Below are 25,261 nucleotides of genomic sequence, written 5' to 3'. Positions count from 1 at the left end.
CCTTTCTATGTAAGAATGGCAATGATTAATTAAAAAGATATCATATCTTATCTCCCTTAAAAAATATTTTGCACCAACAAAGCTTTTTAAACGCATCATAATAAGCCCCTTTTGCTTTTCAAAAGAGGCTGAAATTACATATATTTTAAATATCTTTAACTAAAGGCAAAACCTTTTTGACCGAGTTTGCGGATTTATCCAATGCTTGTTTTTCATCTGAGGACAACGGCAATTCTATAATACTTTCTAATCCGTCGCCGCCTAAAATGGCAGGTACGCCCAGGTAAATATCTTCGTATCCATATTCTCCATCCAAATAGGCAATCGAAGGCAAGATACGTTTCTTATCTTTCATAATTGCCTCCGCCATTTCAACAAGTGAAGCTGCAGGAGCATAGTAAGCGCTGCCTTTGCCGAGCAAATTAACGATCTCTCCTCCGCCTTTTCTTGTTCTTTCAACAATGGCATCAATTTTTTCGGCAGGAAGCAATTTATCTAACGGAATGCCCCCTGCATAAGAATAACGAACTAATGGCACCATATCGTCACCATGCCCGCCAAGTACAAATCCTGACACGTCTTCCACAGAAACATTAAGCTCTTCCGCAACAAATGTATTAAAGCGGGCTGTATCCAATACACCCGATTGACCGATGACACGGTTTTTAGGAAAACCGGTTGTTTTAAAACAAACATATGTCATGGCATCCACCGGGTTGCTTAAAACCAAAATATAGCTGTCAGGTGCATAACGGGCAACATTTTCAGATACATCCTTCATAATTTTGGCATTTGTTGAAACAAGGTCGTCTCTGGTCATTCCCGGTTTCCGCGCCATTCCGGCAGTAATAATAACTAATTCCGCACCTTCGATATCCTTATAATCTGATGTTCCTGAAATATTCGCATCAAATTTTTGTACGGGACTTGCTTCAAGCATATCTAAAGCTTTTCCTTTTGTTGGGTTGCACAATGCCGGAATATCAACTAACGTGACATCGCCGAGTTCCTTTTGAGCCAGCATTAACGCAGCGGTGGCACCTGTAAAACCAGCTCCGATAACTGCAATTTTTTTGCGCTTAAATACCATGTTCTCCCCTCCGTTTGAAAATATTTAATTGATATTATTTCTCCGATGAGGCCGTATCTTTTTTGTTTTTAGATGCCGCTTCCTTTGCTGAAGCTTCTTTATTTTCCTCGGCTTGCTTGATTTCTTTACTTTTTTCTTTTTTGGACGGGGCCTGCTCTTTAGCAGTTTTTTGTTTGTCTTTTTTTACGATTGACCTTACGTCTTCATCCGGGTGCGGAATCACATGCCAGGCAATTAATTCACCAACCCGTGCAGCGGCTTCCTTTCCGACCTCTACAGCGGCTTGGACGGCACTAACGTCTCCTTCGATGAGAACAGTGACGAGTGCACCATCTATTTTCTCTTGGTTAACCAAACTGACATCTGCTGCTTTAATCATGGCATCAGCAGCTTCTATTGAGCCAATGAGACCTTTTGTTTCAATCATACCCATAGCTTTTGCCACCTATATCACCTCTCTATCTCGATTGAGTCTATGATTCCTATAATTAAAGCATCTATAGGTATATCGCTTTCCGGATTTATATGAGATGCCGCGCTTCCTGTTGTCACCATGACTCTATCACCGACTCCTGCACCAATCCGGTCAACAGCTATAAAAGGGTTGTTAATCGGTGCTTTATCAGGTAATTCCGGCTGAACAACTAAAAACTTTAAGCCTATTAAATGATCTTCTTTTCTTGTCGCCCATACATTACCAATAACCGTACCGATTTGCATAAACATCCACCCTTTTTTGGAAAATCAATTATACAATACAGAGCCTTTTTCCTAATTTTTTTATGGTGTCGCGAGCTAAAGGTGTAATCACCGTTGAATGGCGAACGGAAATAACTTCACCTGCAAAAGTCTCGACATCCTTTTGTGTTAAAAGCTTTTTATTAAACAATACATCATCAATCTGATTATCCTCTTCTGCTTTTATTGGGGAAAATTCATTAAAATGTTGAATCTTGACTCCGAACATTTCCAGTTTCGTCTTATATTGATAAAAATGGTTCATATAAATTTTATTCTGATAGAGGTTTGAATCATCATTTCTGCTGCTTGATATAATCCATTCAAATGATTTAGCTGGAATCAGACGAACACGCGATCCTTGAACAATTAATTGAGCGAGTATTCGGCTTTCCGGAGTATCTGCAATGCCTAAAGCGCCTTTAACAAGCAAGTCCTGCGTAATATTCAGAAAAACTGCATCAGTCATCTTAGGCGGCAAGCCGTAAGGATTAGAAAAGTTAACGACTTGCCAATGATTTGTTAACTGTTGAATTCTTGAGTCATTGGCGGAATGATCCATATTGACGACTAATAAACCCGGCTTGTGCGATGATTGAATGCTTTCCGACGGTTTCAGCCTGTTTATGACTTCAATAACTATTTGTTCAATGACTTCGCGATTAGGCCGTTCATTCATAAAGACTCCTCATTCTTTATTAATCTGCCTTGTTGTCCTCCCGAAATCAGACCCGCATTAGCTTCATCTGTGTCGATATGCATCTCAAGTCTATATTTTTCAGAAACACGAATCAGTACATGATTAAAGATAACAGGCCGGTCGCTTTCAACCTTAATTTGAACATATTCACCGTTTCTGACTTGAAAAGCTTCCGCGTCCTGAGGTGTCATATGAATATGGTTTTGGGCAATAATCAGCCCCTCTTTTATATAAATACTTCCTTTTGGACCAACTAAAGTGACAGGCGACGATCCTTCAATTTTCCCTGATTCCCGAAGCGGCGGGTTTAAACCCAGCTTAATAGCATCTGTCTTACTTACTTCTGCTTGACTTAAGTTTCTTGCCGGACCAAGAATCCGTACTTTTTCAATACTTCCCTTTGGTCCGGCGATAGTGACTGTTTCGTTTGCCGCAAATTGTCCAAGCTGAGATAAATCAGCTTTTTTTGACAGCTCAAATCCTTCACCAAAAAGACTCTCCAAATCACTTTTACATAAATGAACGTGCCTTGCTGAAACAGCAATTGGGACTATATCTTTGGGCAACCGTTTCCCCTTAAGTTGGTCCATCACCTCTTCAATAATGGAAGCAATGTCTTGTTTGTTCATTTTAGTGCCTCACTTCCCGCACTTTTGATTAAAGTTCTGTATCAATTTTTGGTAAAATGCTTTCAATTTCGTTATGTGGACGAGGAATAACATGAACAGAAATCAGTTCACCTACCCGTTGGGCTGCAGATGCACCTGCCTCGGTCGCTGCTTTAACTGCACCAACATCACCGCGGACTAACACGGTTACGATACCGCCACCGACATGGACTTTACCGATTAAATGAACATTCGCCGCTTTTACCATGGCATCCGCTGCCTCTACAGAAGCTACTAAACCTTTAGTTTCAATCATTCCTAATGCACTAAGTTCTCTTGACATAATTAATTCCTCCTAATTATTAAATAGTTTGATAGTTTTTAATGACTTCATTAACCATTTCCGAAACCAATTTTGGATCAATTTCACCCTTCGGTTTCATTTTTTCAATAACCTCAGCAACAATTTGGTCGACTTCATTTTCGTTTTGAAGATTTCCTTTTCGTGAACATGTCCTCCCGGGCTTTGGAATATCGATATCTTTAATACCGTAAGCCATCCGTTTAATATTGATCAGATGCTTGGCAGTCAAATTATCTGATGTAATGTTGCCGCCAAAAGAACCGCATCCAAGTGTCAAGGATGGTTTTAATCCCGTTGTTCCGCCGACAGCACCAACTGAAGATAGTGTATTAACGAGCATTCTTGATACCGGCATTATCAGCGCAAATTCTCTAGCCACTTGATCATTATTTGTATGAAGAGCTAAACTATGGCCCCTGCCTCCAAGATTTAGTAAATCAACACATACTTTTTTCGCTTCCTCTTTATCATTAACAATATAAAGCGGGAAGATGGGTGCCAGTTTTTCGATTGAGAAAGGAATATTCTTTCCTATCTTTGTTTCCTCTGCTATTAACAATCGGGTATCAGCCGGTACGCTAATCCCTGCCATTTCAGCGATGACTTCTGCACTTCTTCCGACAATTTTAGGGTTTAATTTCCCAGGTGCCAGTGTAATTACTTTTTCTAATTGCTGCTTTTCATCGGCATTTAAGAAGTAAGCGCCGTTGTTTTTCAACTCTCTTACAGCCATCTCCTTAATGTTGCGGTCAACAATCAGGGCCTGCTCTGTAGCACAGATCGTTCCATTATCAAATGTTTTACTGTCGATAATCATTTTAACAGCCTTATCGACTTTTGCTGTTTTTTCAATATAGGCGGGTACGTTCCCCGGACCGACACCATAAGCCGGTTTTCCAGAACTATATGCGGCTTTTACTAAACCTCCGCCTCCCGTGGCAAGGATCAAAGCAACATCTTGATGTTTCATTAATTGGCTTGTGGCGTCCATTGTCGGTTTTGAGATCCATCCAATTAAACCATCCGGAGCTCCGGCTTCAACTGCAGCTTCCGAACAAATTTTTAATGCTTCAGCTGTACATTTAACAGCATAGGGGTGCGGGCTGACAACGATAGCATTTTTTGTTTTTAAGGCGATTAACGTTTTAAAGATGGCTGTTGATGTCGGGTTCGTCGTTGGAATAATGGCTGCGATAACACCATAAGGATAGGCAATTTCAACTACTTTATTGTTTTTGTCTTCATTAATAATGCCGACGGTTTTTTCGTTGGCAATCGATTCATATACATCGCGGGAAGCCACTTCATTTTTTATCTTTTTATGTTCAATAACACCCATCCCGGTTTCCTCAACAGCCATTTCGGCAAGTTCGTATGATTTCGCATAGGCGGCATCAGCAACCTTTTTAACAATTTCATCAACTTGCTGCTGTGAGAATTTCAAATATGCCTGTTGCGCTTCTTTTGCTCTTTGTACCGCCTGTCTCATTTCTTGTATGGACACTAGATCATTATCTAATTGCATCATATCTCCCCTTTCCAAAAATAAAGTTAGTATTTAACGGGCTGCCTGCCAATTTCGATAATCGTATCACGGAAAGCATCGGCAGCTGCCTGACAAGCTGATTGTGTACCTGTAAGCAAGGCGCCGCCAAAGTTCGTTTCTGAAGGCGGTTCAAAAAAGGTGACAAGCCGGGCATCAGCTGCCTTTAGTGCTGCATCAATCCCCACCATTGCCTCAAGCGGCGGGGCAATAAGGTAAGCCAAAGGTTCACCAGGATTGATATCAGCTTCTTTGGATAAATAATAGCCCGTGCTCGATATAACATGAGCATACATAGCGTGATCCTGATTCCCATTAATCGCCTCAAAATAGGCATCTTCTTCAACTGTTTGCCGGGCGGCCTCTAAGCCGCTGATGACTTCATCAGGACTTGGTCCCGCGAGTATACCGATAAATTCTCCTGACAGGGGGCCAGAGGCATGATTTGCCCCTGCATAGAAACTTTTTGCATAGACAACCTCTACTTCAGCCCTTTTAGTAGCTTCATCTAAGGCAGTATACCCGACATCATCAATGGTTGTCGTAAATAATCCAAGACTCCGGCAGTTCGACGGGCATTTAAGTTTCCCGGCTAAAGCAGCATCCGCATTTGGTATGACCCTGACAGCTAACATTTCGGCGTATATTCGTTCTATAGACACTTTACCCACCTCCTGTTACTCTTCTTTTTCAACAAGTGCCACACCGCTAGCCTCATATTTTAATATTTTTTGGACGACTGTTCCCAAATACGCGCCCGCTTCTGAAGGCGGAATGCCCCCTTTATGAATATTGGATATGACCATTCGATCAGCTTCAATTGTGCCGATTCTCGGTTCATAACATAAATAAGCGCTTAATGACTCGGCACTTACAAGTCCCGGCCGTTCACCGATTAATAGTACGATAACTTTTGGCTTAAGCAATTCGCCAACATCGTCCATAACCGCGACCCGGCCCTTTTCAATAAAGAATGGCGTACCGGTTTCAATATTTAGGCTTTTCAGCGATTGCTCCAAAGATAAATAAACATCTTCCACATTTTCTTCAACAGCTTTAGAGCTTAATCCGTCTGATATGACTATTTGAACCGTTGGTGATTTCTTACACTTTTGCATAAGTACCTGCTTTGCTTCTTCAGATAATTTACGACCGTAATCTGGACGGCGGATATAGATCTCTTTATCTGTCACTTTTGTATTAACCTTAAATAAATTTAAGCTGTTAAGACATTGGTCACTGACATCGCCGTAAACAGCATCTACTGCGGCCGCATGATCGAAACGAAATTTCAGCCAAGAATGTGTTTTTGGTCTTAAACCCGCCCGGCCAATGCCAATTCTCGCCGGTGTATGCTTCATCATTTCTATGAGTTCTTCAGGTTTAGCCGGATGATCAACACCTTCAAGGTTTTTTGGCGGCTCATCAGCGATTTCTTTTGCTGTCTCCAGGGCAGCCGCTTCCTCATTCTGTTTTAAAAGTGCTGATGAGCGTTTCCCGTCAGCTCGTGTCATTTTTGAAAATTTCACTAATGACCCATCATCTTCTTTAGTTATAGAAGCATTTGTGTTTAGGATTTCATTGAACCTTTTTTCGGAAGAGGTGTGATCCCAAATCTTAACGGTACCCCTTGAGTGATCAAAGTCTTCATTTTTTTTAGTTTCTTCATTTAATTTGCCGATGACCATTTTCGTAATTTCTTTAACAAGCTCCTGATTCATTTGTTGCACCTCCTATCTTGTGAAAATGGTTGGGTCACCTGCTCTTTCTCCTAAGCGGCCGTTTTCGTATATTCCCATCTTTTCCAGCCATTCTGCAAAAATTGGTGCGGGTTTCTTATTCATTGTTTGTCTTAATGTTGCAATATCGTGATAGCTCATTGATTGATAGTTAAGCATGACATCGTCACCCATCGGCGCGGCTATAATAAAATTAACGCCCGCAGCTGACAGTAATACACCTAAATTTTCAATATCATTTTGATCAGCCTTAATATGATTGGTGTAACAAATGTCAACTCCCATTGGAACGCCGTGCATCTTCGCCATAAAATGGTCTTCCAATCCTGCCCGCATAACCTGCTTATTATCATATAAATACTCAGGACCGATAAATCCGACAACAGTATTCACTATATAGGGATCATAATGGCGGGCAAATCCGTAGTTTCTTGACTCTAATGTCATTTGGTCAATCCCATGATGGGCTTCAGCCGATAATTCTGAGCCTTGACCGGTCTCGAAATACAGCCGTTGCGGTCCCGTTCCCGTCCCATATGTTTTTGCAAGTTCATCCGCCTCAGCTATCAAAGAGGCCGTTATACCGAATGATCGATGGGCAGCTTCCGTTCCGGCAATACTTTGGAATATCATATCCGCCGGCGCCCCTTGTTTTATCGCCTTCATTTGTGCTGTTACATGAGCTAATACACAATTTTGCGTTGGTACTTGCCATTCTTCGATAAAATCATGCGTTGCATGTAAGAGACGCTTGACACTTTCAACTGAATCATCCACCGGATTAATGCCGATAACAGCATCCCCTACACCATAAGACAATCCTTCCTTAAGTGAAGCTATCATCCCTTCAACATTATCGGTCGGATGGTTGGGTTGAAGCCTTGATGCAAGAACACCTCTTTGACCAATTGTAATATTACATTTTGTTAAAATTTCAATTTTGCCGGCAGCATGAACTAAATCCAAATTTGACATTAACTTTGCAGCAGCAGCAATCATTTCACTCGTTAAACCGCGGCTTAATCTTTTTAAATCTTCACTGGTTGTCTTATCATTCAGAATAGTCTCTCTCAATTCAGCGACAGACCAATTTTTAATTTTTTGATAGACAGGTTCATTGATATCTCCTTCGATAATGCGCGACACTTCATCCTCTTCCGCAGGAAGCAATGGGTTATCACGAATTTCAGCCAAGGTGATGTCACTTAGAACTTGTTTGGCAGCTATTCTTTCCTGAACCGTTTCCGCAGCAATTCCGGCTAAACGATCGCCCGATTTCTCTTCGTTTGCCTTTGCAAAGACTTCCTTTAAGGATGAAAATTGATAAACAACACCTAAAACTCTTGTACTTAATTTCATTCCAATGCCCCCTTTCTCAGTTGTGAAAAGCCAATGTTTTAATAACAACCGGCACTACGCCTGATTGCAATACTTGTCCAATATCTAAATAATCCCCATGTTCTACTTGTATTTGGTCAATGCAAATAAGACGCTGCCTGCCGCCTGATTGCATATTTATTGTTTGACCAAGAACCTTTGCAAAATCACTTTCAACGGCAACAACAAGGGGTTGGCCGGGACGTTTCTCCATTCGTACAGCATCGATTAAAGAAGTCGCCAGTTCCTGTATATCTTTGAATTTCAAGTAGGGCAATTCCGCTAAATAAACAGCAAAATTTTGTCCCTCATTAAATGGATCATAAATGGCTAACGCTTGTTCTAATCCATGCTGTATTTTCTGTTTAACGCCGTTAAGATCATAGTCAAAGGCAATCTTGTGTACAGGTAAGTTTCGTACCGGTAAATCTTCGCTCTCAACTTGTATTGATGCCCCGCTTATTTCGGTTGTTTGCGTTCCTGCCCCGAGCACCGTTGCTCTTACTGTTTCTTCAGGCTTGATCCACTCCCATTTTGATAGATCAGAGCTTTGTTTTAAGGAAGAAGCAAGCAACATACCGATATCATCATAATGAGTCTTTTCGTTGCCAAATTGATAGATACATTCAGCTATCCCGCCAGAGAACATAATGGCATCAACATTCTCTTGCCAATCAGGCTGATGTCCTAAAAGTAAGACATCGTCATTATCGTTAAGACGATTATTTAACATCCTTGAAATGACAGCTGCCATCTCATCTGTTATCGCTTTCAATTTTTCTTCCTTATAAGGGGTTCCTATTGTTATTGACAGCCCCTTTTGATTAATAAGCTTTTGAACGGGTGCAGAAATGGCATTGATTGTTTGATTCTCAAACTCTATTAATCTTCCTCCGATATGAAGCGTGCAAGTGCCTAACAATCTACCGGAGCGATAAACAGCGGTGTTTGCTGTTCCCCCGCCTATATCGATATTGGCGATCGTTTTACCGGTTTTTTTTGAATACTGATAAGCACCGGATCCCTTTGCTGCGATAATGCTTTCCAAGTCAGGCCCCGCTGTTGCAACGAGAAATTCACCAGCCTGATTGGATAAATGGTGAATGGCTTCTTCCGCATTCTTCTTTGTTGCTGTCTCGCCCGTTATAATAATTGCACCCGTTTTTATATCTTTAAGGCTGATGCCAGCCTTTTCATATTCCTCTTTTACGAGATTTTCAACAGCAGCTATATCGACAGCAGAGGGAGAAAGAAGCGGCGTTCTAAAAATCGGACTTTGGTGCAAAATCTCTTTTTCAACAATCTCAATCCTTGGCATGTGGGTTCCCCCGGCAGTATTCATCAAAGAAAATCTGCTGATCACAACTTTTGTTGTGCTTGTTCCAATGTCAATACCGGCGCTAATCATTTGTTCCTTATCTCGAACGTACCTTTTCATTGTTTTGCATCTCCCGCATGCAAAAAGGCGCCTTACACAAACTATCTTCCTAAGATAGTTGTATAAAGGCGCCTTTGCCTAAACATTTTCTCTTGTAAGAAACTTCTTTGTTAGCATAAATATAAAATACTTTCGACTATTTGTAAATAGTTTCGTGAAAAAAAACAGCATTGGAAGCAAGTTTCTTCGTGACGTCTTTCATATCCTGCATAGAGTTGCAGGCTGCTAAGTCCTTAATCTCCCTGAGCCCTTGACCGGTAACAGAGGATGAGACGACGATAGGACCTTTTGGCAACACGGCTTTTAATTGATTAACAGCCCTGACTATATCAGCATCTTCTTTATCCGCTTTAGTCACAACGCCTATGGGCAGTTTAGTAATTCCGGTACTAAACCCGGGCGGAAAGAAATTTTTTGCTTTGGTTGCATCTTGTAAATATAACACATGCGTCACTTCTAATGATGTAGCCATAATATTTTTATAGAAAAGGGGATTTTCTGTATATTCTCCAGGTGTATCAACGATCCAATCATAAAATACCAGGGACTGAGTTTTTACAGCTTTAACTTTGCGTCCCAGCAAAGCATTCGTCAGTGTAGACTTCCCGGCACCAATTGAACCGATTAGCATTGCCCTGTTCATAAATGACCCCCCATTTTTAATACCTCTTTAAGATTTTGTAATTTGTGAAGGAGTATACAAAAGCTGCTCTGAAAGAAAACGGTTGATTTCCTCCATCGCCATTTCAACCTCAGATACGCTGCCTACTATGACAAGGCTTCCGGTAAAACGATCAAGGAAACCAATTGAAACATTCGCGGCTTTTGTCGCCAAGTCCCCGGCAATGATCACTGTTTCACTTGGTGTCAACGTTAAGATACCCAGCGCACCAGCTTCCTGAATACCCAGTTTTTCAAACATATCTTTATCAGGGTTGGCAATGAGATGGCTTAATGTGACTTGTTTGCCCGGAACAAATTCTTGTATGAACCTTTTTCTTTCTTCACTCATCTACGATTCCTCCCTGTTCATTTAGCTTGCTTCACTTCTTCAGTCCCGGGGTTTTCCTCATCCAAAATATCCAGAACGCCGAACTCTTCATCAATAGGCAAAAGTTTGCGACGCCCGACAAAGAAATAATAGCCAATACCTAATGCAAAAATGATAATTAGAACAGCAATCATAGGAATATTAAATCCAAACAGCGGAATTGTTTCTCCTAGAACCGTAAAATAAAATACACAAAAGAGTGCTACTGCACTGATAATTAATGCAAGAATGGGTACCCAAGGGTAATAAACTCTAAACGGCCTATTTAAATCAGGTTCTTTTTGACGAAGTATAATAATCGAAATCATTGTTAAGAAATACATCAATGCCGCGCCAAAAGCCGACAATACGATTAGCTGATTGGCAAAATTAGCATTGCCTGCCGCAATAACGCCGATTGCACCAGGGACGATTAATCCCCAAGTCGGAATGCGCCGCTTTGATAATTTTGATAAAAACTTTGGTAAGTAACCAGCACGCGACAACGCGAACATTTGCCTGGAATAACCAATGATGATGCCGTTAAGACTGGCAATTAATCCTGCTAAACCGATCACTGCGACTAGTTTAGGAATAAAGGCATGCTCACCGTAAATGGTTGCCAAAGCTTGCGGGAGAGGATTGTCTCCTGGTTTTCCTACACCGCCGCCAAGACCTGCAGTGATCAATAAGGTCAAAACTGTACATAATGCCAATGTCAAAATAGTCGAAAGGAAACCTTTAGGGATATCCTTATGCGGATTTTTAACTTCTTCTGCTGACATTGCTCCGCCTTCAATGGCCAAATAAAACCAAATGGCAAACGGTATAGCCATAAACATGCCCGTCCACCCATGCGGGAAAGCATTAACACTGGTTATATAGTGAAGTTTTACATGCGAAAAACCTGATACGTAATAAATGGCCAACCCGATAAGAGCGAGAATTGTCGCAATCATTTCAATAAGCGCTGCCCCTTTTACCCCAATCATGTTGATCAGAATAAAAATGATAAAAATAGCCACTGTGGCATATACAGGATTTATAGAAGGTATTAAAAAGTGGATGTAGGATCCTGTTGATACTGTGATAGCCGGCGGTGCAAAGACATACTCAATTAATACAGCTATTCCTGTTAAAAACCCGCCAAATGAGCCCATAGCCTTTCTTGCATAGGCAGAAGGCCCCCCGGCATGAGGAATAGATGTCGATAGTTCAGCAAAGCAAAAAATGAACGCTGTATAGAAAATTGTCATTAAAGCAACAGCTAAGATCAAACCAATAACTCCGCCTTCTGTAAATCCGTTATTCCACCCAAAGTACTGACCGGAAATCACCATTCCGACACCAATCGCCCAAAGATGAATAGGTTTTAACGCCTTTTCCAATTTTTGATTTTCTCTGTTATCTGACATCGTATAACTGCCCCTCCTTTTTCAGTCCAATTAATAGATTAAATCGGGAATTTAAAATAACTTAACACTGTTAAAAGTAAATGGGATTCCAAAAAGCGTTTCAACTCCTTTCGATTTGATTTTTTATAATAAAGTGAAACTTCCATAAGTGGGGGTTTGTTCATCCCCACTTATGGTTAGTTGAACTTATCAAGGTGTTAGCGTCCGTTAACGATCGCCTAAACTTTAATGATTCACTTAAGTTTTGAGGCGGAAGTCTTACGGACGGTTACACCGGGGTAAAAGGCAAAAAGGTGCCCAGTGATTTTTTAAAAATCACTAAGCACCTTTGCTTATTATCTATTCACTTGTTTAAAGCGTTTTTTACGGGGCCTGTTATGAACTGTATTTTAATAAAATATGCTTTGCTACTTTTTCCATTGTGACTTGTTTGTTCATGCTGATCTGTCTCATTTTGTTATAGGCATTCTCTTCACAAATATTAAATCGGGTCATTAATACACCTTTAGCCTTTTCAATCATTTTACGGTTTTTAAGTTTTTGATTGGCTAAGTCTATCTTTTTTTGATATTCAACAGCTTTGACTGCTTGATTCAAGGCAATTTCAACAGCAGGAACTAAGCTGGATTCAGAGACAGGTTTAACAAGATAACCTACAATGTTCGCCTTTTTGGCTTTATCAATAAATTCTTGTTGGCTGTAGGCTGTAAGCAACAATATTGGGATATTAAATTTGTCTGATATAATCTGACTGGCTTTAAGTCCGTTCATTTTAGGCATTTTGATGTCCATAATGATTAGATCGGGCTTCAATTTGTAAGTAAGCTCAATGGCTTTTTCCCCATCTCCGGCCTCTCCAATGACATCATAACCCGCATCCTTTAACATGAAAGCTAAATCCATGCGAACGATAGACTCATCTTCAACAAGCAAAATTTTCTTCCCCATTTTCAATCTCCTAATTCGATACTCAATAAATGGATTATCAGCTTGCTGATTGACAGCGCTTGCATATATCCATCCAATTATACCTGTCTTCTGCTTTGAAATAACTTAATTAATAGTATAAATTATCGTAAAAATATAATCAATATAAATCTAATAATTTATCCTCACTATCATCTGTCTTAATTAACAATGATTTCCTCTCCCGGGAATTTCACAATAGCTTTTGTCCCATCACTGCCGCCTTTAATATTAAAAGATCCATGCAGGTCATGTTCTGTTAATCTGCCTACTATTTCTAAACCAAGAGATGTGACATTGTCTTTTTCTCTATAACCTATACCGTTATCATTAACAATAAGCTGGACGGATGATAACTGTCGGCGAAGTTCAACCTGGATTAATCCGCTGTTTTTTTCTTTAAATGCATGTTCAATACTATTCTGAATCAGCTCATTAACAATGAGAGCCAAGGAAACTGCCTTATCAGATTTAATGAATAACGGATCACAGTCCCCAAATGCTATCTTAATGTCCTTTCGCGAATCTGCGGAATTGCGGGTAACAACTGTTCCTACCTTCTTAATCATTTCTGTCACTTCAACATTATCCAAACCTGTATTTGACAATACTTCATGAACAGAAGCAATACTCAATATACGGTTTAAGCATTCTTGAAAGGATGATTTTGACTCGTCGGTCACATCTTTTCGCATTTGCAGCCTTAATAAACTGGCAACAGTCTGTAAGTTATTTTTAACACGATGGTGAATTTCTTTAATAACAGTTGATTTGACCAAAAGCTGCCGTTCCTTTTCTCTTAATTCTGTCATGTCATGGATTAGAATAACCGCACCGCTGAACCTGTTTTCTTCCCTTAATATCATACTTTTAAGCGTAAAGGTTTTATTGTTGACGGTAAATTCCTTGAAATAAATCGGTTCGGCAAAAAGATCGATTTCATCGGGCAGCTTAAGAGCATTGTGAATGGAAAGTCCCAGGCATTCATCTGAGTTTCCGAGATCAACAAGTAAATTAATGGCATAAGAATTAGCATAAACGATTTGTCCATTGGCGCTGACGATAAATAAACCATCTTCAATAATATCAGAAATAGCTGTCTCTCCAGATTGTGAGCCGCTTAATGTTTCACTAAGCTGGTGAGCAATATCGCTGAGTACTTCAAGTTGTTGCTCATGGATAATTTGTTCGCTGATATCCCGCTCCATGACCATAGTGCCAATGACTTTGCCGCTGTCATTTTCAATTGGGATGACACTTTGCTTAACCACTTTTCCTTCCTGTGTAATCGCTCTGTTACAATAGGTTGGTTTTCCGTAAAGATGTGCATTCATCACGGCCGGTTCATAAGATTTATACACAATTTGTCCCGTTACAAAGTCCTGATATAAAACAGGTCCGGCCTTTGGATGAGCTTCAGCCACTACGATAGCCTGGTTATGTTCAGTGGTCAGGCAGTCAATAAATACACTAGCTTGAGCCAGATCGGCTGTCATCTGTAATCCTTCTGCAATTTGTTCAAGTTTCCGTATATCTGCTTCAGTTAAATTTGTATATTTATTACATATTGAAAATAGGTGATGTCTATTCATTATCATTAACCTTCCTTTATAGAAAACACCCTATTAATTTTTGGGCGGATTATCATATAAAACTTTTATGTAAACTTTACAGCCGCCTTAATTTTAATACAAAACCGACTTTTCGTGAAACAAAATTATCAGCCCATTGTTTGATCAAAACGGCTGTTGATAGCATAGGATATTACATAATTATTTTCTCTCCTATTTTTAAAGGAGCTGAGTATATGGGAACATTTATCCTAATTCTCGTCTTGTTTATCCTGCTGGTTATCGTTGGGATTGTTATATTTTAGGGGATTTTCCTATTTGAAAATTTACAAGATCAGTTAGTAAAAACCTCTAAGGACTGACCCTAGAGGCTTTTGCTTTCATTATCCCAAATATTTAAGATCGAAGTGCTTGTTTAAGACCTTTGACAGTACCAACGTGCAAGCTCTCATGACAGTTAAAATAAGCCACAAGCTCTCCAATTGATTTCATACCGAAAAAAGTTTTCTCCATTTCTTCATTTAACCGGCCCTTTAGAATTTTCTCCAGCCGTTTAGGCTGTTCCTCCAGCTGTTTACGAATCTCTCTGATTGACGGCGGTGTATCTTTCCACTCTTTTGGGCTTGTCCCAGGGTTAAAGTAGCTGCCATAGGATTCTAAAAAACTGGATCTTTCCCCTACAAATTGCAGTATGTGCTCTGTAGCAGCTAGAATGTGTCCGAAATTCCAATGGATGTTGTTTGAGAAGCCTTTAAGCATTTTATCAACTTGTTCTTCTGTTGTTTCATCCAATTCTTTTAAGGTACTTTGGCGTACAAAATTCATTTGATAAAATAATTGTTCTTGATTCATCCTGTTTCCCTCCCTATGAATATCTTTAAAATATTATAACAATAACTTTAAAGATTTGTATAAATGACAGTTCCCGGACAGCGATGATCATTTAATAGGCATGACTCTATAATGATTAATATCAGCGTATTGCAAAATTTTTGTATCTTCACCATTTACTTCAATCGTGCTCAAACTTGCCCCCATATATGTTTGCCTTCCCAAAGCTGCTCAAGCGGCCGTTTTTCAAAATAGCTTAATAAAATCTTTAAAACTACAGAATGGGAAACAATTAATAAATCTTTATTTGGGTATTCATTTAAAAGATATTTAAGCCGGGGCAGAACCCGTTCCCTGACTTGGTAGTAATCTTCCCCGCCAACAGCCTTAAACAAATGAGGCTGCTCCCAGTAAAGATAGAACTTTTCAGGATTGATTTGTTTAATCTCATCCAGGGTACGCCCCTCCCAATCACCGACATTCATTTCTAGAAAATGCTCATCTTGAATAATCTTAATATCACGTTCATCTCTAATGATTTCTGCAGTTTCCAGTGCACGCGGACTGGGACTTGTAATAATAAGATCTATATTTTGATCGCTTAATCGTTCTGATAACCAGGTTGCTTGTTCTTTTCCTCTTCTTGTCAGTAATGAATTTTTTCTGCCTTGCATGCGATGTTCAACATTCCATTCAGTTTCCCCGTGCCGGGTTAAAAATAACTTTTGCATTTCCGGTCCTCCTCAAATGGTTTACAACCCCCAAAATGCATCAAAATTCTTGTACTAACTCTGTTATTCGATTTCATTCCACCAAATTCCTTTTCATAAGCCATTTTACTTGATGAAGATTTTTTTATAAATAAAGAAAACTTGCCAAATAGCAAGTTTCTAAAGCACACTGTTTTTTTGTGAATTCATATCGAGTAAGTCAGGATCAATGACTGTACTAACAGGCAGATACATCGCAACAACATCACCATTTTGTTCCCCGTAAGCCTGATTGCGTTTTGTAGATTGGTAAAAATCTGCTTGCTGAATCGGTCCGAAAGCGATAGTTGAGGAACGGTCCATTGAATTGATCTTAAATCCAAGCAAATTAACGGTCATTGGTGAAAAGATCATGTCATCTCCCCCATTATCTTAGTCAAAAGACATTGGCTGCGTGTTCTGTAATGCCGGTGAATCAATGACATCACGATCGTCAACAACACCTTTCGTTTGAAAACAAGACTCATCACCAAAATTTTGACCAAAACCCTGACTTTTTTTAGAAGAGTTATTCCAATCAGCCAAAAAATTTTCCCCTATATTTACGGCTGACGCATTTTCGAATGAATTAATTTTAAAAAGAAAAATATTTATGGCTATAGAAGGTGTTTGCACTTTAACTCCCCCTTTGCATCAAATATATGTTTTGAATCAAAAGTTATGTATGAAGAGAGGTGTCAGAAATGGATGTCGATAAACTTAAACAATGGCTGGAAATGGCCCAAAAATTCCAAGGAAAGGACTTCTGGAGCGACATTTTTGATCAGTCAATGCCAAACCCGCCTCACATGAATCCATCAGAATCAGATACAAGACCATCCATGGCACCTGAACTTCCCTTATATGACATTTATCAATCCGGTAACCTGTGGATCATCCTTATTGACTTGCCTGGGATTGATAAAAAGGATATTCAACTGTCAATCGCCGGTAATCAGATTCAAATAAGCGGTCAAGCAAGATGCCCATATGATAATGCTGCTTCTATATATTCCGAAAGAATTAGCGGAACCTTTCAAAGGATCATTACACTGCCTGAAATCGTCAGTGAAGATCAGGCAAAAGCATCATTTAACCAGGGGGTCTTAGAAATAAGAATCCCGCGAACTGCTCCGCGGGGAAAGAATATTAGTATTGACTAGACGCGTCTCCCAGCCCTTACTTGACTATCTTCAATATCATGATCTAAAATGACGCCTTGCGGTTGTGATATAACTCCATCACCCCCCTGTTCACCAAATCCTTGTGACTTTTTCGTTTTTGAAAACATTCGAACGGACATCGATGGCGAGAGGGTAACCGTTGATAATTGATCATAAGAATTAATTTTAAACGACCCAATATTAATCTCCCTCACTATCACCCCTCCTTCTTTTCATATTTATGTTAATTATTTAAGTTCATACTTACCGTAAGGACATGAATTCAATGTTTTATCATACACATGTATTAACTTAAAAACTTGGCTTATTTTTTTATGAAAAAAGAAACAGGGAATGTGGGATGCTATGTCAATCAAAAACTTTTTCAATCGATTATTACACGAAAATGAGGACTTTCGCAAGATTGAAAAGCAACTTATTGAAATAGACTGCCATTTACAACATTTAAAAGAATTGATCCAACAACAAAAAAAAGAATCCCCACAAAAAAGTAACCAGTCCTCCGAGCCGAAAGAAAACAAACAAACACTTCAATCACCCACTATTATAGAGCAGGTCAATGTAGAAAAAATTATTATTGACCGTTACGAACAAAGTAATAATTTTGGCGCGCTCGGTATTAAATCACTTGAAGGAAGATTAAATATAGGCGCAAACTATGGCTTATCCAAACCAATTCCAAAAGCCAAAAAAGAAAAGTATGATCAAAAAATGAAAAAGGTTGGGTTTTTAGAACGAAATAAACCTAATCATAAAAAAACAGAAGAACCGCTTAAATGGAATATTAAATCAAGATAAAATTACATTTTTTATAAAATTACGTCAATCCAATAAACCGTTGAATGTCTTTCGCCACTTCGGCAGGCTTTTCTTCAGGAAGCAAATGACCGGTGTTTTGGTATACTTTCATTTCAGAACATGGAAGATCCTTTTTTAGACGCTCCCCAATAGACACGGGGACAATTTTGTCTTCGCTGCCCCATAACAATAAAACCGGTTGTTTTATTTGGTTTAATTCTGATGAATACATATCCCCTTCCCTGTGTCTTGCTAACCTGAGCAGTGTACGGTAAAAATTAAAATCTCTCATCGGTTTAAGATAGCCCTCTTTCATCGGCTCATCAATAAGTTCCTTATCATGAACAACATCAAGGAAAACTTTCATAACATCTTTCTTCTCAAAATAACGTTTGACATAATAGCTCATAAAAGGTATGTATGAGGCAAATCTTAACGAACTTTTAACCTTGCCCATGTAGCCTGATGCTGATAAACAGACAACCCTTAAAATATGTTCAGGATCTTTTTTGGCTGCGTTAAGACAAATTTGTCCGCCCATGGAATGTCCGATAAGAACGGCATGTTTTATATTCATAGCTTCTATAAAAGCCAGCACTAACTTTGCATAATTATCCAAAGAATAAACAAATGTCATGGATTTTTCGCTTTGGCCGAATCCCGGTAAATCAAGAGCATAAATATTGTACTGTTCTTTTAAATAAGGGATTAATGACCGAAAACTGAATGTTGAAGACAAATAGCCGTGCACCATGATAAGGACAGGATGATTTTGATGAGCATGACCGTGTTTTTCATAATATATTTGAACACCGTTAATACGCATACTATGTTCTCCCATATTCCGTTCAACTTCCTTAGACTCTTTTTATAAAGTGTATCATATTGAAAACTCGCCGTTCGGCGAGTTTTCTTATCCTTCAACGTGATGAATTTGTTCACAGGCATTCAATGCCTGATTGATTGCATTTTGAATTTGGTTCTCTTGTTGATTTTTATTTTGGCATACATTTGCTGCTTGCTTAACAGCATTTAAAGCGCTTTGCACCTGTTGAATCGTACTCGGGTTATTTGCTTGCTGTGCTTCTGATAGAGCTTGCTCAAGTTCTGATTCAACTTCTTTAAACCTTTCCCCCGATCCCGGATTTTGCTGTATATCTTCCATAGCCTTCTGTGCATTTTGTACAGCATTTTCGAATGATTTTAACATACTAATCCCTCCTAAAATAGAAAATACCGACAAGAATTAGCATGATACGACACGAAAAAAATATACATTTTTAAATTTTTATTAAAAACTTAAGTTTAACAATTAATATATGAGGGTATCTCGTAAATCGAACCTATCATACTGCGCCGAAAGTCTCTATGGAATCCCGCCTATGACTATTTAATTATTTATTTTATGACAAATTGGGCTATAAACATTTAACTAAATTGAATTTCTTAGTATGAAAGAGAAATATTAGGGATATTGCAAGAAAGGATAAAAATCATACTTGCTATTGCTTTATATCATAGAAAACAAAGGAATTTAAAGATGTTTTGACATGAGCCGTCTTTGAGCAGCACCTGCGGCTTATTATACAATTACCATTGTATGTTGTTTAAGGCTGATTCCAAACCGAATTAGCATGACATATAAAAAATACGAAAGGTGGATTTGATGAAAAAGGCAACAATAGTATTTACAATCTCACTCATCATTGCTGTCTTATTTATCCTCTGGGGCGTTCTTGCACCTCATAATTTATCAGTTATCACTTCTTCCATCCAAAACTTCTTACAAACAAAACTCGGATGGTTCTATCTTATTTCAGCCAGTATCTTTTTAATCTTTGCCATTTATTTGATTTTTTCACGATTTGGAAATATAAAGCTTGGAAAAGATGATGAAGAGCCGGAATATAGTTTAATCAGCTGGTTTGCAATGTTGTTTAGCGCCGGTATGGGCATCGGTCTTGTATTCTACGGTGTGGCCGAGCCGCTATCCCACTACATGGACCCTCCTTATGGGAAACCTGGCACAGAAGATGCTGCTGGTACTGCCATGCGTTACTCTATCTTCCACTGGGGCCTTCATCCTTGGGGTATTTACGCTATTATTGCTCTTGCATTGGCTTACTTTAAGTTTAGAAAAGGGGCACCCGGCACTATCAGTGCTACTTTTCAGCCGATATTAGGTGATCGTACCAATGGCTGGATTGGAAAACTTATTGATATCATCGCAGTTTTTGCGACCATTTTCGGCGTTGCAACATCACTTGGTCTGGGAGCTGCACAAATCAATGGCGGCTTACACTATTTAAATCACGGTATTCCAAATACTAAAGGGATACAATTAATTATCATTGTTATCGTAACGGTTTTATTCATGTTATCAGCAATTTCCGGTCTCGGCCGTGGCATTAAATGGTTAAGCAACATTAATATTCTTTTCGCTGTTGTGTTAATGCTGTTCCTCCTTTTTGCCGGTAATTCTAATTTCTTGTTGAATTACTTCACAACTACAATCGGAAGTTACATTCAAAAATTGCCGTCCATGAGTTTAAATATTTCGCCATTTAATAAGCATCACAGTGAGTGGATTAACAGTTGGACGCTGTTCTATTGGGCATGGTGGATCGCTTGGTCGCCATTTGTCGGAACGTTTATCGCTCGTGTCTCAAGAGGACGTACGGTACGTGAATTTATCATCGGTGTATTGCTTGTTCCAACTATTTTCTGTGCTTTATGGTTCTCAATTTTCGGCGGTTCCGGCATCTACTTGGAAAGAGAAATGCATATACACCTTAGTCAAACCATTAACACTCAAGGTATTGAAGTCTCATTATTTGCCGTATTATCCCATTTCCCTTGGGCAACATTTACATCAATCTTGGCCATTATCTTAATCTGTACGTTTTTTATTACTTCAGCGGATTCGGCAACATTCGTCCTTGCCATGCAAACAACCAACGGAAGCTTAAACCCGCCAAACGTTATTAAAATTGTTTGGGGTGTTGTTCAAGCCGCGGCGGCTGCGGTTCTCTTATGGTCCGGGGGACTAACAGCTCTGCAAACTGCATCTATTATTGCCGCCTTCCCATTTGCGATTATACTGCTGTTTATGCTGTACTCGCTTTATAAAGCTTTCAAAGAAGATAAACCAAAAGTCAAAAAAGAAGTTAAACAGCAGACTGCATAACTTAAAAATATACCCCGCAGGCACACTTCAAACCTGCGGGGTATATTTTTATCCGAGTACACGACGGACGGTATAATTAAATTTCTTACTCCAATATGGATTATTCTTCAAGCTTTTAATTTGGACACCGCCGCTTGTATTACATGCAATAAATTGACCGTTGCCAATATAAATACCAACATGTCCATTCTTTTTATAAGTGTCAAAGAATACTAGATCTCCCGGTTTCATATCGCTTGAGCTGACCGATCTTCCAACGTTTATTAAAGAATCTGTATTACCTGTAGTGCTTCCCAGAGAAATGCCATTAACACGAAAGACATAGTATACAAACGATGAACAGTCAAAACGCCCATGTTCGATGTCTGATTGCGAACGTCCGCCGCCAAAAACATATGTTGAATGACCAATATATGTTTTAGCTTCATTAATGATTCCCGCGACATCGCCAGTTGCAGCGGATTCCGGTACTTTGGCTGTATCAGAATGACTGTCAGAGGTACTTGATTGATTATTATTCAAATCGGATTGGGTTGCATCGGAATGATTTGCATCACCAGTTTTCTTTGAGGAATCGCTTTGACTCCGGTCGGAATGACTTGGTACATCCTTCTTACCCGCTAAAAGAACATCGGCTTGTTTTTCAGCTTTTTGCGAGGTACCTTCTTCGTTATTTTTTACAACATCAAATTGAAGATCACTCGTTTTATAATCCTCATTTGGTTGCCGAGCATCAACTTGTTTCACAGCTTCTTGTATTTTTTGCTCCTGAAAAGGCAGTTGTGTTTCCTTTAGATTAATAATATTTTTATCAATATTTTTCGCTTTATCTCCCAGACTATCAACTAAATCCTGCTTTTTATCTTTTAAGTTTTGATAGTTTGCCAGCAAGTTTTGAAGATCCTGGATTTTTTGTTTATTATCTTTTAAATCTTGATGAACACTATTTTGATTTTTCTTAAGTACATCTTGATCTTCTTTTTGGGCTTTAATTAATTTATTATCTGAACTGGTGATATGATATACAGCTATTGCGCGGTCAATAAAGTCTCCAAAGCTTTTGGCTCCTAAAATGACATCAAGATAACTGCTGTTTGTACCGCCGTTTTCATAAATGGCACGGACACGTTTTTTTAACAATTTTTGTCTTGAGTCAATCCTCTTTTGAATAATAACGATTTCTTTATTAAGTTGTCTCACTTCATCTTTATTTTGATTAATCGCAGCTTGGTTGCTGTCAATTTTTGCATTGATTTCCAAAGTTTGTTGATGATATTGATTAAGCTGAATTTGAGCTTTTGTTTGTTTGCTTAATAAATGATCTTTTACGTTTTGCTGATCCAGCTGATACTGTCTAACATCGCTTAATTGACCTTCAATTGATGATTTTGCATATGTATGAGCCGGTACGGTCGAACCATATGTAATCGTAAAACCGAGTGCCAATGCAAGCGCTAATTTCCTTTTCACCCTTTATCCTCCTGAGAACTCTAATAAACTATTAACTCTTATGACATAAATCCTAGTTATTTCTATTTTTCTATTACTTAAGTCACATTATATCGATACATAAGTCCTAGTTCTAGTATTTTAATATTAAGATTAGATGTCTCTTGTAATGTTTATGTAATGTGTTGTCTAAAATTGGCGCAAAAAAAAAACGCCTTGATCAGGCGAGGGCGGCAAAATCTATTTACTTTTAAGATATCTCCTTGCACCTGCATAATCTTCAGCATAACTGGAATGCCAGACATCATCTAATATTTCTATTGAAGATTTTGAATTGGGTGAGTGGATCATTTTATCATTCCCGTAATACATCCCTACATGATGTACGGCTCCTTTACCTGAGTCATGTGCGAAAAAGAGTAAATCGCCCTTCTGTAAATCTCCTTTTTCTACAGCTTCTCCTTCCAGTATTTGGGCCGAAGCATCTCTTGGTATGATGATGCCGTGATGCTTATAGATATTATGTGTAAATCCTGAACAGTCAAAACCAAATCCGGACATACCAGACCATAAGTATGGTAACCCTAAGAATTTTTCGGCTGTATCCACAATATCTTCTTTCGATGGTTTAGGAATATCATTTATAGATTTATAAATATTCACTGAGCCCGCCGAAAGCCATTTCCTTCCATTGCCAGGTGTTAAAACCAAAACGGCATTCTTGACCCAATTGACAACAGGGAGTTGCGTATTGAAACTAATTTCAATAAATGGTTTGGTTAATTTCTTATTATTATACAGCCATGTCGTTTTATCTTTGACCATTGCAAATGATTTATCCGAGCTTTTATGCATCAGTTTACTGAAAGCGAGTTGTTTTTTCGGCAGCCAACCAGGATACCCGAGTTCATTTCTCGGGGTCGGTTCTCCTTCTACAGCAACTTTTACCCATTTCCCCTTTTTATCCAAAATCGTTACTTTATTTCCGTACAAGGCTTGAGTTTCTAATTTTCCAACAAGCCAAAGCTTATCATCCACTGACATATTATTTATCCAAGTACGAATATCTGCAGGATTTAATAACGAAGGTGTGTCAATGGATCTTTGAATATGGGGTTCCGTCCATAATGTGGCTGCTGCAACATCAATATAAGCTGTCAAAGGTAATTTTCCAGAGGGTTGATTCTTGCGGCCAATCTTAATAAGGCCGTAGAGCATTGCCGCCGACAGCGGCAGCCAAAAACGTCTTTTCATAATGATCATCTCCTGTTTTTTAGACAATCAAAGTTTGAATACCAAAATTCTTAAATTTTTTATAGCTTGGAAACTCCCGAATTATCGGGGATTTTGACTTGTCTTATTTGTAACACAAAAATTAATCAATACTATAACAAATCATTGACTCATATGATGAGACTATCCAAGATGGTCAGCCAATGAGTAAAAGGAGTGGTATGATGGACCTTATCATTGGAGGATTGATCTTATTCTTTATTATTCGCAGACAATTAAAAGAACGGGAAATGACTGCTAAACTTTATGTTATGCCTGTTATTTTATTATTGTACAGTTTTTATGGTGTTTCAAAACTTTTAACAGTGGGTTTCGGCGATTGGGTCATTCTGATCATGAGCTTTATTATTGCATTTGCTGTAGGAATCATTCAAGGACGGTTTGCTTCCTTTATTTATCGTGATGGGCGCTGGTACGTTGCCGGATCGCCGGTATCTGTCATCACATGGATGCTGTCAATCCCAATAAAGTACGGATTAACATTTATTGTATTATATGTATTTCATTTAAATCTTCATCTGCAAGGTCTTTCAAGCTATGTGACCTATCTCTTTTCAATATCCGGGATCTTATTAGGCCGGTATACGATGCTGATGCTGCGCCATCCTATTATGGCAAAAGATGTTCTGCAAAATGAACACAATGCAAGACGAGTCAGAGAAACGTCTTAACTTAACAACCACCACCTTACTCTTGTTCTTATTATTATTCAATGAACCAACTCTTTTGACTTTCAAAAGAGTTGGTTAAGATGGTTTTACATGAAATATTTTTTCCGGCATTGTATGGGAGTCTTTGGCTGTAACATGGGCAATCACATGATAATCTCCCGGCCTAGAAAATGTATAATTTAACGTATAAAATCCTTTGCCTTTATTGACGCCTTTATATATTTTCGAAGTGCCTTGACCATTGCCTTTCCAAATTTCAAATTTTACTTCTTCCGCATCGTTGACAGACTCTTTTCCCTTAGTTACTTTAATCTCCATTTTACCTTCTTTATTGACTTTAAAAGCATCTGCAGAAGTCAATATTTTAACATTTAATGGTGTTACGCCATCATTATGATGTTTCGTTTGGTGCGTTACAGTTTCATGATTTCCTTTGGCAGCCGGTTTATGGCCATTTCCGCATGCCGTTATACTCATTGCAAGACATACAGCAAAAGTCACCACTATAAATTTTTGCATA

General features: G+C 38.8%; 31 protein-coding genes. 5 read left to right on the top strand and 26 right to left on the bottom strand.

Going from position 1 to position 25,261, the window contains the following annotated elements; translation table 11 throughout:
* Positions 1–145: 145 nt before the first annotated feature.
* From mdh to ACFQRG_RS05035, 16 genes are all read right to left on the bottom strand, one after another.
* Entirely contained in the window at positions 146–1,090 is a 945-nt protein-coding gene (mdh, locus tag ACFQRG_RS05110) for a malate dehydrogenase (RefSeq protein WP_380964402.1), read from the bottom strand.
* Positions 1,091–1,124: 34 nt separating this feature from the next.
* Complete coding sequence (locus ACFQRG_RS05105; RefSeq protein WP_380964400.1) at positions 1,125–1,535, bottom strand: BMC domain-containing protein; 411 nt, start codon at positions 1,533–1,535, stop codon at positions 1,125–1,127.
* A 5-nt stretch (positions 1,536–1,540) separates the two neighbouring features.
* Positions 1,541–1,810 (bottom strand): EutN/CcmL family microcompartment protein, encoded by a 270-nt coding sequence (locus tag ACFQRG_RS05100; RefSeq protein WP_380964398.1) that lies wholly within the window; start codon positions 1,808–1,810, stop codon positions 1,541–1,543.
* Between the two features lie 28 nt (positions 1,811–1,838).
* The gene (locus ACFQRG_RS05095) at positions 1,839–2,507 is read right to left on the bottom strand and encodes a hypothetical protein (RefSeq protein ID WP_380964396.1); all 669 of its coding nucleotides are present in this window, start codon (positions 2,505–2,507) and stop codon (positions 1,839–1,841) included.
* On the bottom strand, positions 2,504–3,157 hold the full coding sequence (gene pduL, locus ACFQRG_RS05090) for a phosphate propanoyltransferase (RefSeq protein ID WP_380964394.1): 654 nt from the start codon (positions 3,155–3,157) through the stop codon (positions 2,504–2,506). The genes ACFQRG_RS05095 and pduL overlap by 4 nt, the downstream gene beginning before the upstream one ends.
* A 28-nt stretch (positions 3,158–3,185) precedes the next feature.
* Positions 3,186–3,479, bottom strand: a complete 294-nt coding sequence (locus ACFQRG_RS05085; RefSeq protein ID WP_380964392.1) for a BMC domain-containing protein — start codon at positions 3,477–3,479, stop codon at positions 3,186–3,188.
* Between the two features lie 19 nt (positions 3,480–3,498).
* On the bottom strand, positions 3,499–5,025 hold the full coding sequence (locus ACFQRG_RS05080; protein ID WP_380964966.1) for an acetaldehyde dehydrogenase (acetylating): 1,527 nt from the start codon (positions 5,023–5,025) through the stop codon (positions 3,499–3,501).
* 26 nt (positions 5,026–5,051) lie between these two features.
* On the bottom strand, positions 5,052–5,705 hold the full coding sequence (eutL, locus tag ACFQRG_RS05075) for an ethanolamine utilization microcompartment protein EutL (protein ID WP_380964390.1): 654 nt from the start codon (positions 5,703–5,705) through the stop codon (positions 5,052–5,054).
* Positions 5,706–5,720: 15 nt separating this feature from the next.
* On the bottom strand, positions 5,721–6,764 hold the full coding sequence (gene eutC / locus ACFQRG_RS05070; protein WP_380964388.1) for an ethanolamine ammonia-lyase subunit EutC: 1,044 nt from the start codon (positions 6,762–6,764) through the stop codon (positions 5,721–5,723).
* A 12-nt stretch (positions 6,765–6,776) separates the two neighbouring features.
* Positions 6,777–8,141: an ethanolamine ammonia-lyase subunit EutB gene (locus tag ACFQRG_RS05065; RefSeq protein ID WP_380964386.1), complete on the bottom strand. Its 1,365-nt coding sequence runs from the start codon at positions 8,139–8,141 to the stop codon at positions 6,777–6,779.
* Between the two features lie 16 nt (positions 8,142–8,157).
* Positions 8,158–9,597, bottom strand: coding sequence for an ethanolamine ammonia-lyase reactivating factor EutA (locus ACFQRG_RS05060; protein WP_380964384.1), 1,440 nt, complete (start codon positions 9,595–9,597; stop codon positions 8,158–8,160).
* A 136-nt stretch (positions 9,598–9,733) separates the two neighbouring features.
* The gene (locus ACFQRG_RS05055; protein ID WP_380964382.1) at positions 9,734–10,240 is read right to left on the bottom strand and encodes a EutP/PduV family microcompartment system protein; all 507 of its coding nucleotides are present in this window, start codon (positions 10,238–10,240) and stop codon (positions 9,734–9,736) included.
* Between the two features lie 27 nt (positions 10,241–10,267).
* Positions 10,268–10,609, bottom strand: a complete 342-nt coding sequence (gene eutS / locus ACFQRG_RS05050) for an ethanolamine utilization microcompartment protein EutS (protein WP_380964380.1) — start codon at positions 10,607–10,609, stop codon at positions 10,268–10,270.
* Positions 10,610–10,626: 17 nt separating this feature from the next.
* Positions 10,627–12,042, bottom strand: a complete 1,416-nt coding sequence (gene eat, locus ACFQRG_RS05045) for an ethanolamine permease (RefSeq protein ID WP_380964378.1) — start codon at positions 12,040–12,042, stop codon at positions 10,627–10,629.
* Between the two features lie 375 nt (positions 12,043–12,417).
* Complete coding sequence (locus tag ACFQRG_RS05040) at positions 12,418–12,990, bottom strand: ANTAR domain-containing response regulator (protein ID WP_380964376.1); 573 nt, start codon at positions 12,988–12,990, stop codon at positions 12,418–12,420.
* A 179-nt stretch (positions 12,991–13,169) separates the two neighbouring features.
* Positions 13,170–14,600 carry a sensor histidine kinase gene (locus tag ACFQRG_RS05035; RefSeq protein ID WP_380964374.1) on the bottom strand — a complete coding sequence of 477 codons (1,431 nt, stop codon included), beginning with the start codon at positions 14,598–14,600 and terminating at the stop codon, positions 13,170–13,172.
* On the opposite strand from ACFQRG_RS05035, the gene ACFQRG_RS05030 reads away from it, so the two are divergent.
* Positions 14,558–14,884 carry a YjcZ family sporulation protein gene (locus tag ACFQRG_RS05030; protein ID WP_380964372.1) on the top strand — a complete coding sequence of 109 codons (327 nt, stop codon included), beginning with the start codon at positions 14,558–14,560 and terminating at the stop codon, positions 14,882–14,884. The two genes, ACFQRG_RS05035 and ACFQRG_RS05030, sit on opposite strands and share 43 nt — an antisense overlap.
* Positions 14,885–14,975: 91 nt before the next feature.
* Here ACFQRG_RS05030 and ACFQRG_RS05025 read toward each other — a convergent pair whose 3' ends face one another.
* The 4 genes from ACFQRG_RS05025 to ACFQRG_RS05010 all read right to left on the bottom strand — a co-directional run bounded on the left by ACFQRG_RS05025 (position 14,976) and on the right by ACFQRG_RS05010 (position 16,795).
* Positions 14,976–15,431, bottom strand: a complete 456-nt coding sequence (locus ACFQRG_RS05025; RefSeq protein WP_380964369.1) for a DinB family protein — start codon at positions 15,429–15,431, stop codon at positions 14,976–14,978.
* Positions 15,432–15,601: 170 nt separating this feature from the next.
* Entirely contained in the window at positions 15,602–16,141 is a 540-nt protein-coding gene (locus tag ACFQRG_RS05020; protein ID WP_380964367.1) for a histidine phosphatase family protein, read from the bottom strand.
* Between the two features lie 159 nt (positions 16,142–16,300).
* Complete coding sequence (locus tag ACFQRG_RS05015) at positions 16,301–16,534, bottom strand: hypothetical protein (RefSeq protein WP_380964365.1); 234 nt, start codon at positions 16,532–16,534, stop codon at positions 16,301–16,303.
* An 18-nt stretch (positions 16,535–16,552) separates the two neighbouring features.
* Complete coding sequence (locus ACFQRG_RS05010; RefSeq protein ID WP_380964363.1) at positions 16,553–16,795, bottom strand: hypothetical protein; 243 nt, start codon at positions 16,793–16,795, stop codon at positions 16,553–16,555.
* 68 nt (positions 16,796–16,863) lie between these two features.
* On the opposite strand from ACFQRG_RS05010, the gene ACFQRG_RS05005 reads away from it, so the two are divergent.
* The gene (locus ACFQRG_RS05005; protein WP_380964361.1) at positions 16,864–17,322 is read left to right on the top strand and encodes an Hsp20/alpha crystallin family protein; all 459 of its coding nucleotides are present in this window, start codon (positions 16,864–16,866) and stop codon (positions 17,320–17,322) included.
* Here ACFQRG_RS05005 and ACFQRG_RS05000 read toward each other — a convergent pair.
* The gene (locus ACFQRG_RS05000) at positions 17,319–17,537 is read right to left on the bottom strand and encodes a hypothetical protein (protein ID WP_380964359.1); all 219 of its coding nucleotides are present in this window, start codon (positions 17,535–17,537) and stop codon (positions 17,319–17,321) included. The two genes, ACFQRG_RS05005 and ACFQRG_RS05000, sit on opposite strands and share 4 nt — an antisense overlap.
* 151 nt (positions 17,538–17,688) lie before the next feature.
* Between ACFQRG_RS05000 and ACFQRG_RS04995 the strand changes: the two genes are divergently transcribed.
* The gene (locus tag ACFQRG_RS04995) at positions 17,689–18,141 is read left to right on the top strand and encodes a hypothetical protein (protein ID WP_380964357.1); all 453 of its coding nucleotides are present in this window, start codon (positions 17,689–17,691) and stop codon (positions 18,139–18,141) included.
* A 19-nt stretch (positions 18,142–18,160) separates the two neighbouring features.
* On the opposite strand, the gene ACFQRG_RS04990 is transcribed toward ACFQRG_RS04995, so the two are convergent.
* Both ACFQRG_RS04990 and ACFQRG_RS04985 read right to left on the bottom strand, forming a co-directional pair.
* Positions 18,161–18,967, bottom strand: a complete 807-nt coding sequence (locus tag ACFQRG_RS04990) for an alpha/beta fold hydrolase (RefSeq protein WP_380964355.1) — start codon at positions 18,965–18,967, stop codon at positions 18,161–18,163.
* Positions 18,968–19,054: 87 nt separating this feature from the next.
* Entirely contained in the window at positions 19,055–19,351 is a 297-nt protein-coding gene (locus ACFQRG_RS04985) for a hypothetical protein (RefSeq protein WP_380964353.1), read from the bottom strand.
* A 456-nt stretch (positions 19,352–19,807) separates the two neighbouring features.
* Here ACFQRG_RS04985 and ACFQRG_RS04980 point away from each other — a divergent pair, with 456 nt between their 5' ends.
* Positions 19,808–21,328, top strand: a complete 1,521-nt coding sequence (locus ACFQRG_RS04980; protein ID WP_380964351.1) for a glycine betaine uptake BCCT transporter — start codon at positions 19,808–19,810, stop codon at positions 21,326–21,328.
* A 48-nt stretch (positions 21,329–21,376) separates the two neighbouring features.
* Here the strand turns inward: ACFQRG_RS04980 and ACFQRG_RS04975 are convergent, their stop codons facing one another.
* Both ACFQRG_RS04975 and ACFQRG_RS04970 read right to left on the bottom strand, forming a co-directional pair.
* Entirely contained in the window at positions 21,377–22,798 is a 1,422-nt protein-coding gene (locus tag ACFQRG_RS04975) for a C40 family peptidase (protein ID WP_380964349.1), read from the bottom strand.
* A gap of 219 nt (positions 22,799–23,017) precedes the next feature.
* Positions 23,018–24,031, bottom strand: coding sequence for a C40 family peptidase (locus tag ACFQRG_RS04970; RefSeq protein ID WP_380964347.1), 1,014 nt, complete (start codon positions 24,029–24,031; stop codon positions 23,018–23,020).
* A 182-nt stretch (positions 24,032–24,213) separates the two neighbouring features.
* On the opposite strand from ACFQRG_RS04970, the gene ACFQRG_RS04965 reads away from it, so the two are divergent.
* Positions 24,214–24,741, top strand: a complete 528-nt coding sequence (locus ACFQRG_RS04965; RefSeq protein ID WP_380964345.1) for a hypothetical protein — start codon at positions 24,214–24,216, stop codon at positions 24,739–24,741.
* A gap of 75 nt (positions 24,742–24,816) precedes the next feature.
* Here ACFQRG_RS04965 and ACFQRG_RS04960 read toward each other — a convergent pair whose 3' ends face one another.
* Entirely contained in the window at positions 24,817–25,260 is a 444-nt protein-coding gene (locus ACFQRG_RS04960) for a FixH family protein (protein WP_380964343.1), read from the bottom strand.
* Between the last annotated feature and the right edge of the window lies 1 nt (position 25,261).

The sequence above is a fragment of the Scopulibacillus cellulosilyticus genome (assembly GCF_042665295.1).
GTDB lineage: Bacteria > Bacillota > Bacilli > Bacillales > Sporolactobacillaceae > Scopulibacillus_A > Scopulibacillus_A cellulosilyticus.
The sequence above is the reverse complement of the archived record's forward strand: the minus strand, read 5'-3'. Positions and strand labels throughout refer to the sequence as shown.

Bases quoted from the DNA above. Each gene is read 5' to 3' on its own strand.
- mdh (WP_380964402.1), bottom strand. From the start codon at position 1,090: ATGGTATTTAAGCGCAAAAAAATTGCAGTTATCGGAGCTGGTTTTACA.
- ACFQRG_RS05100 (WP_380964398.1), bottom strand. From the start codon at position 1,810: ATGCAAATCGGTACGGTTATTGGTAATGTATGGGCGACAAGAAAAGAA.
- ACFQRG_RS05095 (WP_380964396.1), bottom strand. From the start codon at position 2,507: ATGAATGAACGGCCTAATCGCGAAGTCATTGAACAAATAGTTATTGAA.
- pduL (WP_380964394.1), bottom strand. From the start codon at position 3,157: ATGAACAAACAAGACATTGCTTCCATTATTGAAGAGGTGATGGACCAA.
- ACFQRG_RS05085 (WP_380964392.1), bottom strand. From the start codon at position 3,479: ATGTCAAGAGAACTTAGTGCATTAGGAATGATTGAAACTAAAGGTTTA.
- ACFQRG_RS05080 (WP_380964966.1), bottom strand. From the start codon at position 5,025: ATGCAATTAGATAATGATCTAGTGTCCATACAAGAAATGAGACAGGCG.
- eutC (WP_380964388.1), bottom strand. From the start codon at position 6,764: ATGAATCAGGAGCTTGTTAAAGAAATTACGAAAATGGTCATCGGCAAA.
- ACFQRG_RS05065 (WP_380964386.1), bottom strand. From the start codon at position 8,141: ATGAAATTAAGTACAAGAGTTTTAGGTGTTGTTTATCAATTTTCATCC.
- ACFQRG_RS05060 (WP_380964384.1), bottom strand. From the start codon at position 9,597: ATGAAAAGGTACGTTCGAGATAAGGAACAAATGATTAGCGCCGGTATT.
- ACFQRG_RS05055 (WP_380964382.1), bottom strand. From the start codon at position 10,240: ATGAACAGGGCAATGCTAATCGGTTCAATTGGTGCCGGGAAGTCTACA.
- eutS (WP_380964380.1), bottom strand. From the start codon at position 10,609: ATGAGTGAAGAAAGAAAAAGGTTCATACAAGAATTTGTTCCGGGCAAA.
- eat (WP_380964378.1), bottom strand. From the start codon at position 12,042: ATGTCAGATAACAGAGAAAATCAAAAATTGGAAAAGGCGTTAAAACCT.
- ACFQRG_RS05040 (WP_380964376.1), bottom strand. From the start codon at position 12,990: ATGGGGAAGAAAATTTTGCTTGTTGAAGATGAGTCTATCGTTCGCATG.
- ACFQRG_RS05035 (WP_380964374.1), bottom strand. From the start codon at position 14,600: ATGAATAGACATCACCTATTTTCAATATGTAATAAATATACAAATTTA.
- ACFQRG_RS05025 (WP_380964369.1), bottom strand. From the start codon at position 15,431: ATGAATCAAGAACAATTATTTTATCAAATGAATTTTGTACGCCAAAGT.
- ACFQRG_RS05020 (WP_380964367.1), bottom strand. From the start codon at position 16,141: ATGCAAAAGTTATTTTTAACCCGGCACGGGGAAACTGAATGGAATGTT.
- ACFQRG_RS05015 (WP_380964365.1), bottom strand. From the start codon at position 16,534: ATGATCTTTTCACCAATGACCGTTAATTTGCTTGGATTTAAGATCAAT.
- ACFQRG_RS05005 (WP_380964361.1), top strand. From the start codon at position 16,864: ATGGATGTCGATAAACTTAAACAATGGCTGGAAATGGCCCAAAAATTC.
- ACFQRG_RS04995 (WP_380964357.1), top strand. From the start codon at position 17,689: ATGTCAATCAAAAACTTTTTCAATCGATTATTACACGAAAATGAGGAC.
- ACFQRG_RS04990 (WP_380964355.1), bottom strand. From the start codon at position 18,967: ATGCGTATTAACGGTGTTCAAATATATTATGAAAAACACGGTCATGCT.
- ACFQRG_RS04985 (WP_380964353.1), bottom strand. From the start codon at position 19,351: ATGTTAAAATCATTCGAAAATGCTGTACAAAATGCACAGAAGGCTATG.
- ACFQRG_RS04980 (WP_380964351.1), top strand. From the start codon at position 19,808: ATGAAAAAGGCAACAATAGTATTTACAATCTCACTCATCATTGCTGTC.
- ACFQRG_RS04970 (WP_380964347.1), bottom strand. From the start codon at position 24,031: ATGAAAAGACGTTTTTGGCTGCCGCTGTCGGCGGCAATGCTCTACGGC.
- ACFQRG_RS04965 (WP_380964345.1), top strand. From the start codon at position 24,214: ATGAGTAAAAGGAGTGGTATGATGGACCTTATCATTGGAGGATTGATC.
- ACFQRG_RS04960 (WP_380964343.1), bottom strand. From the start codon at position 25,260: ATGCAAAAATTTATAGTGGTGACTTTTGCTGTATGTCTTGCAATGAGT.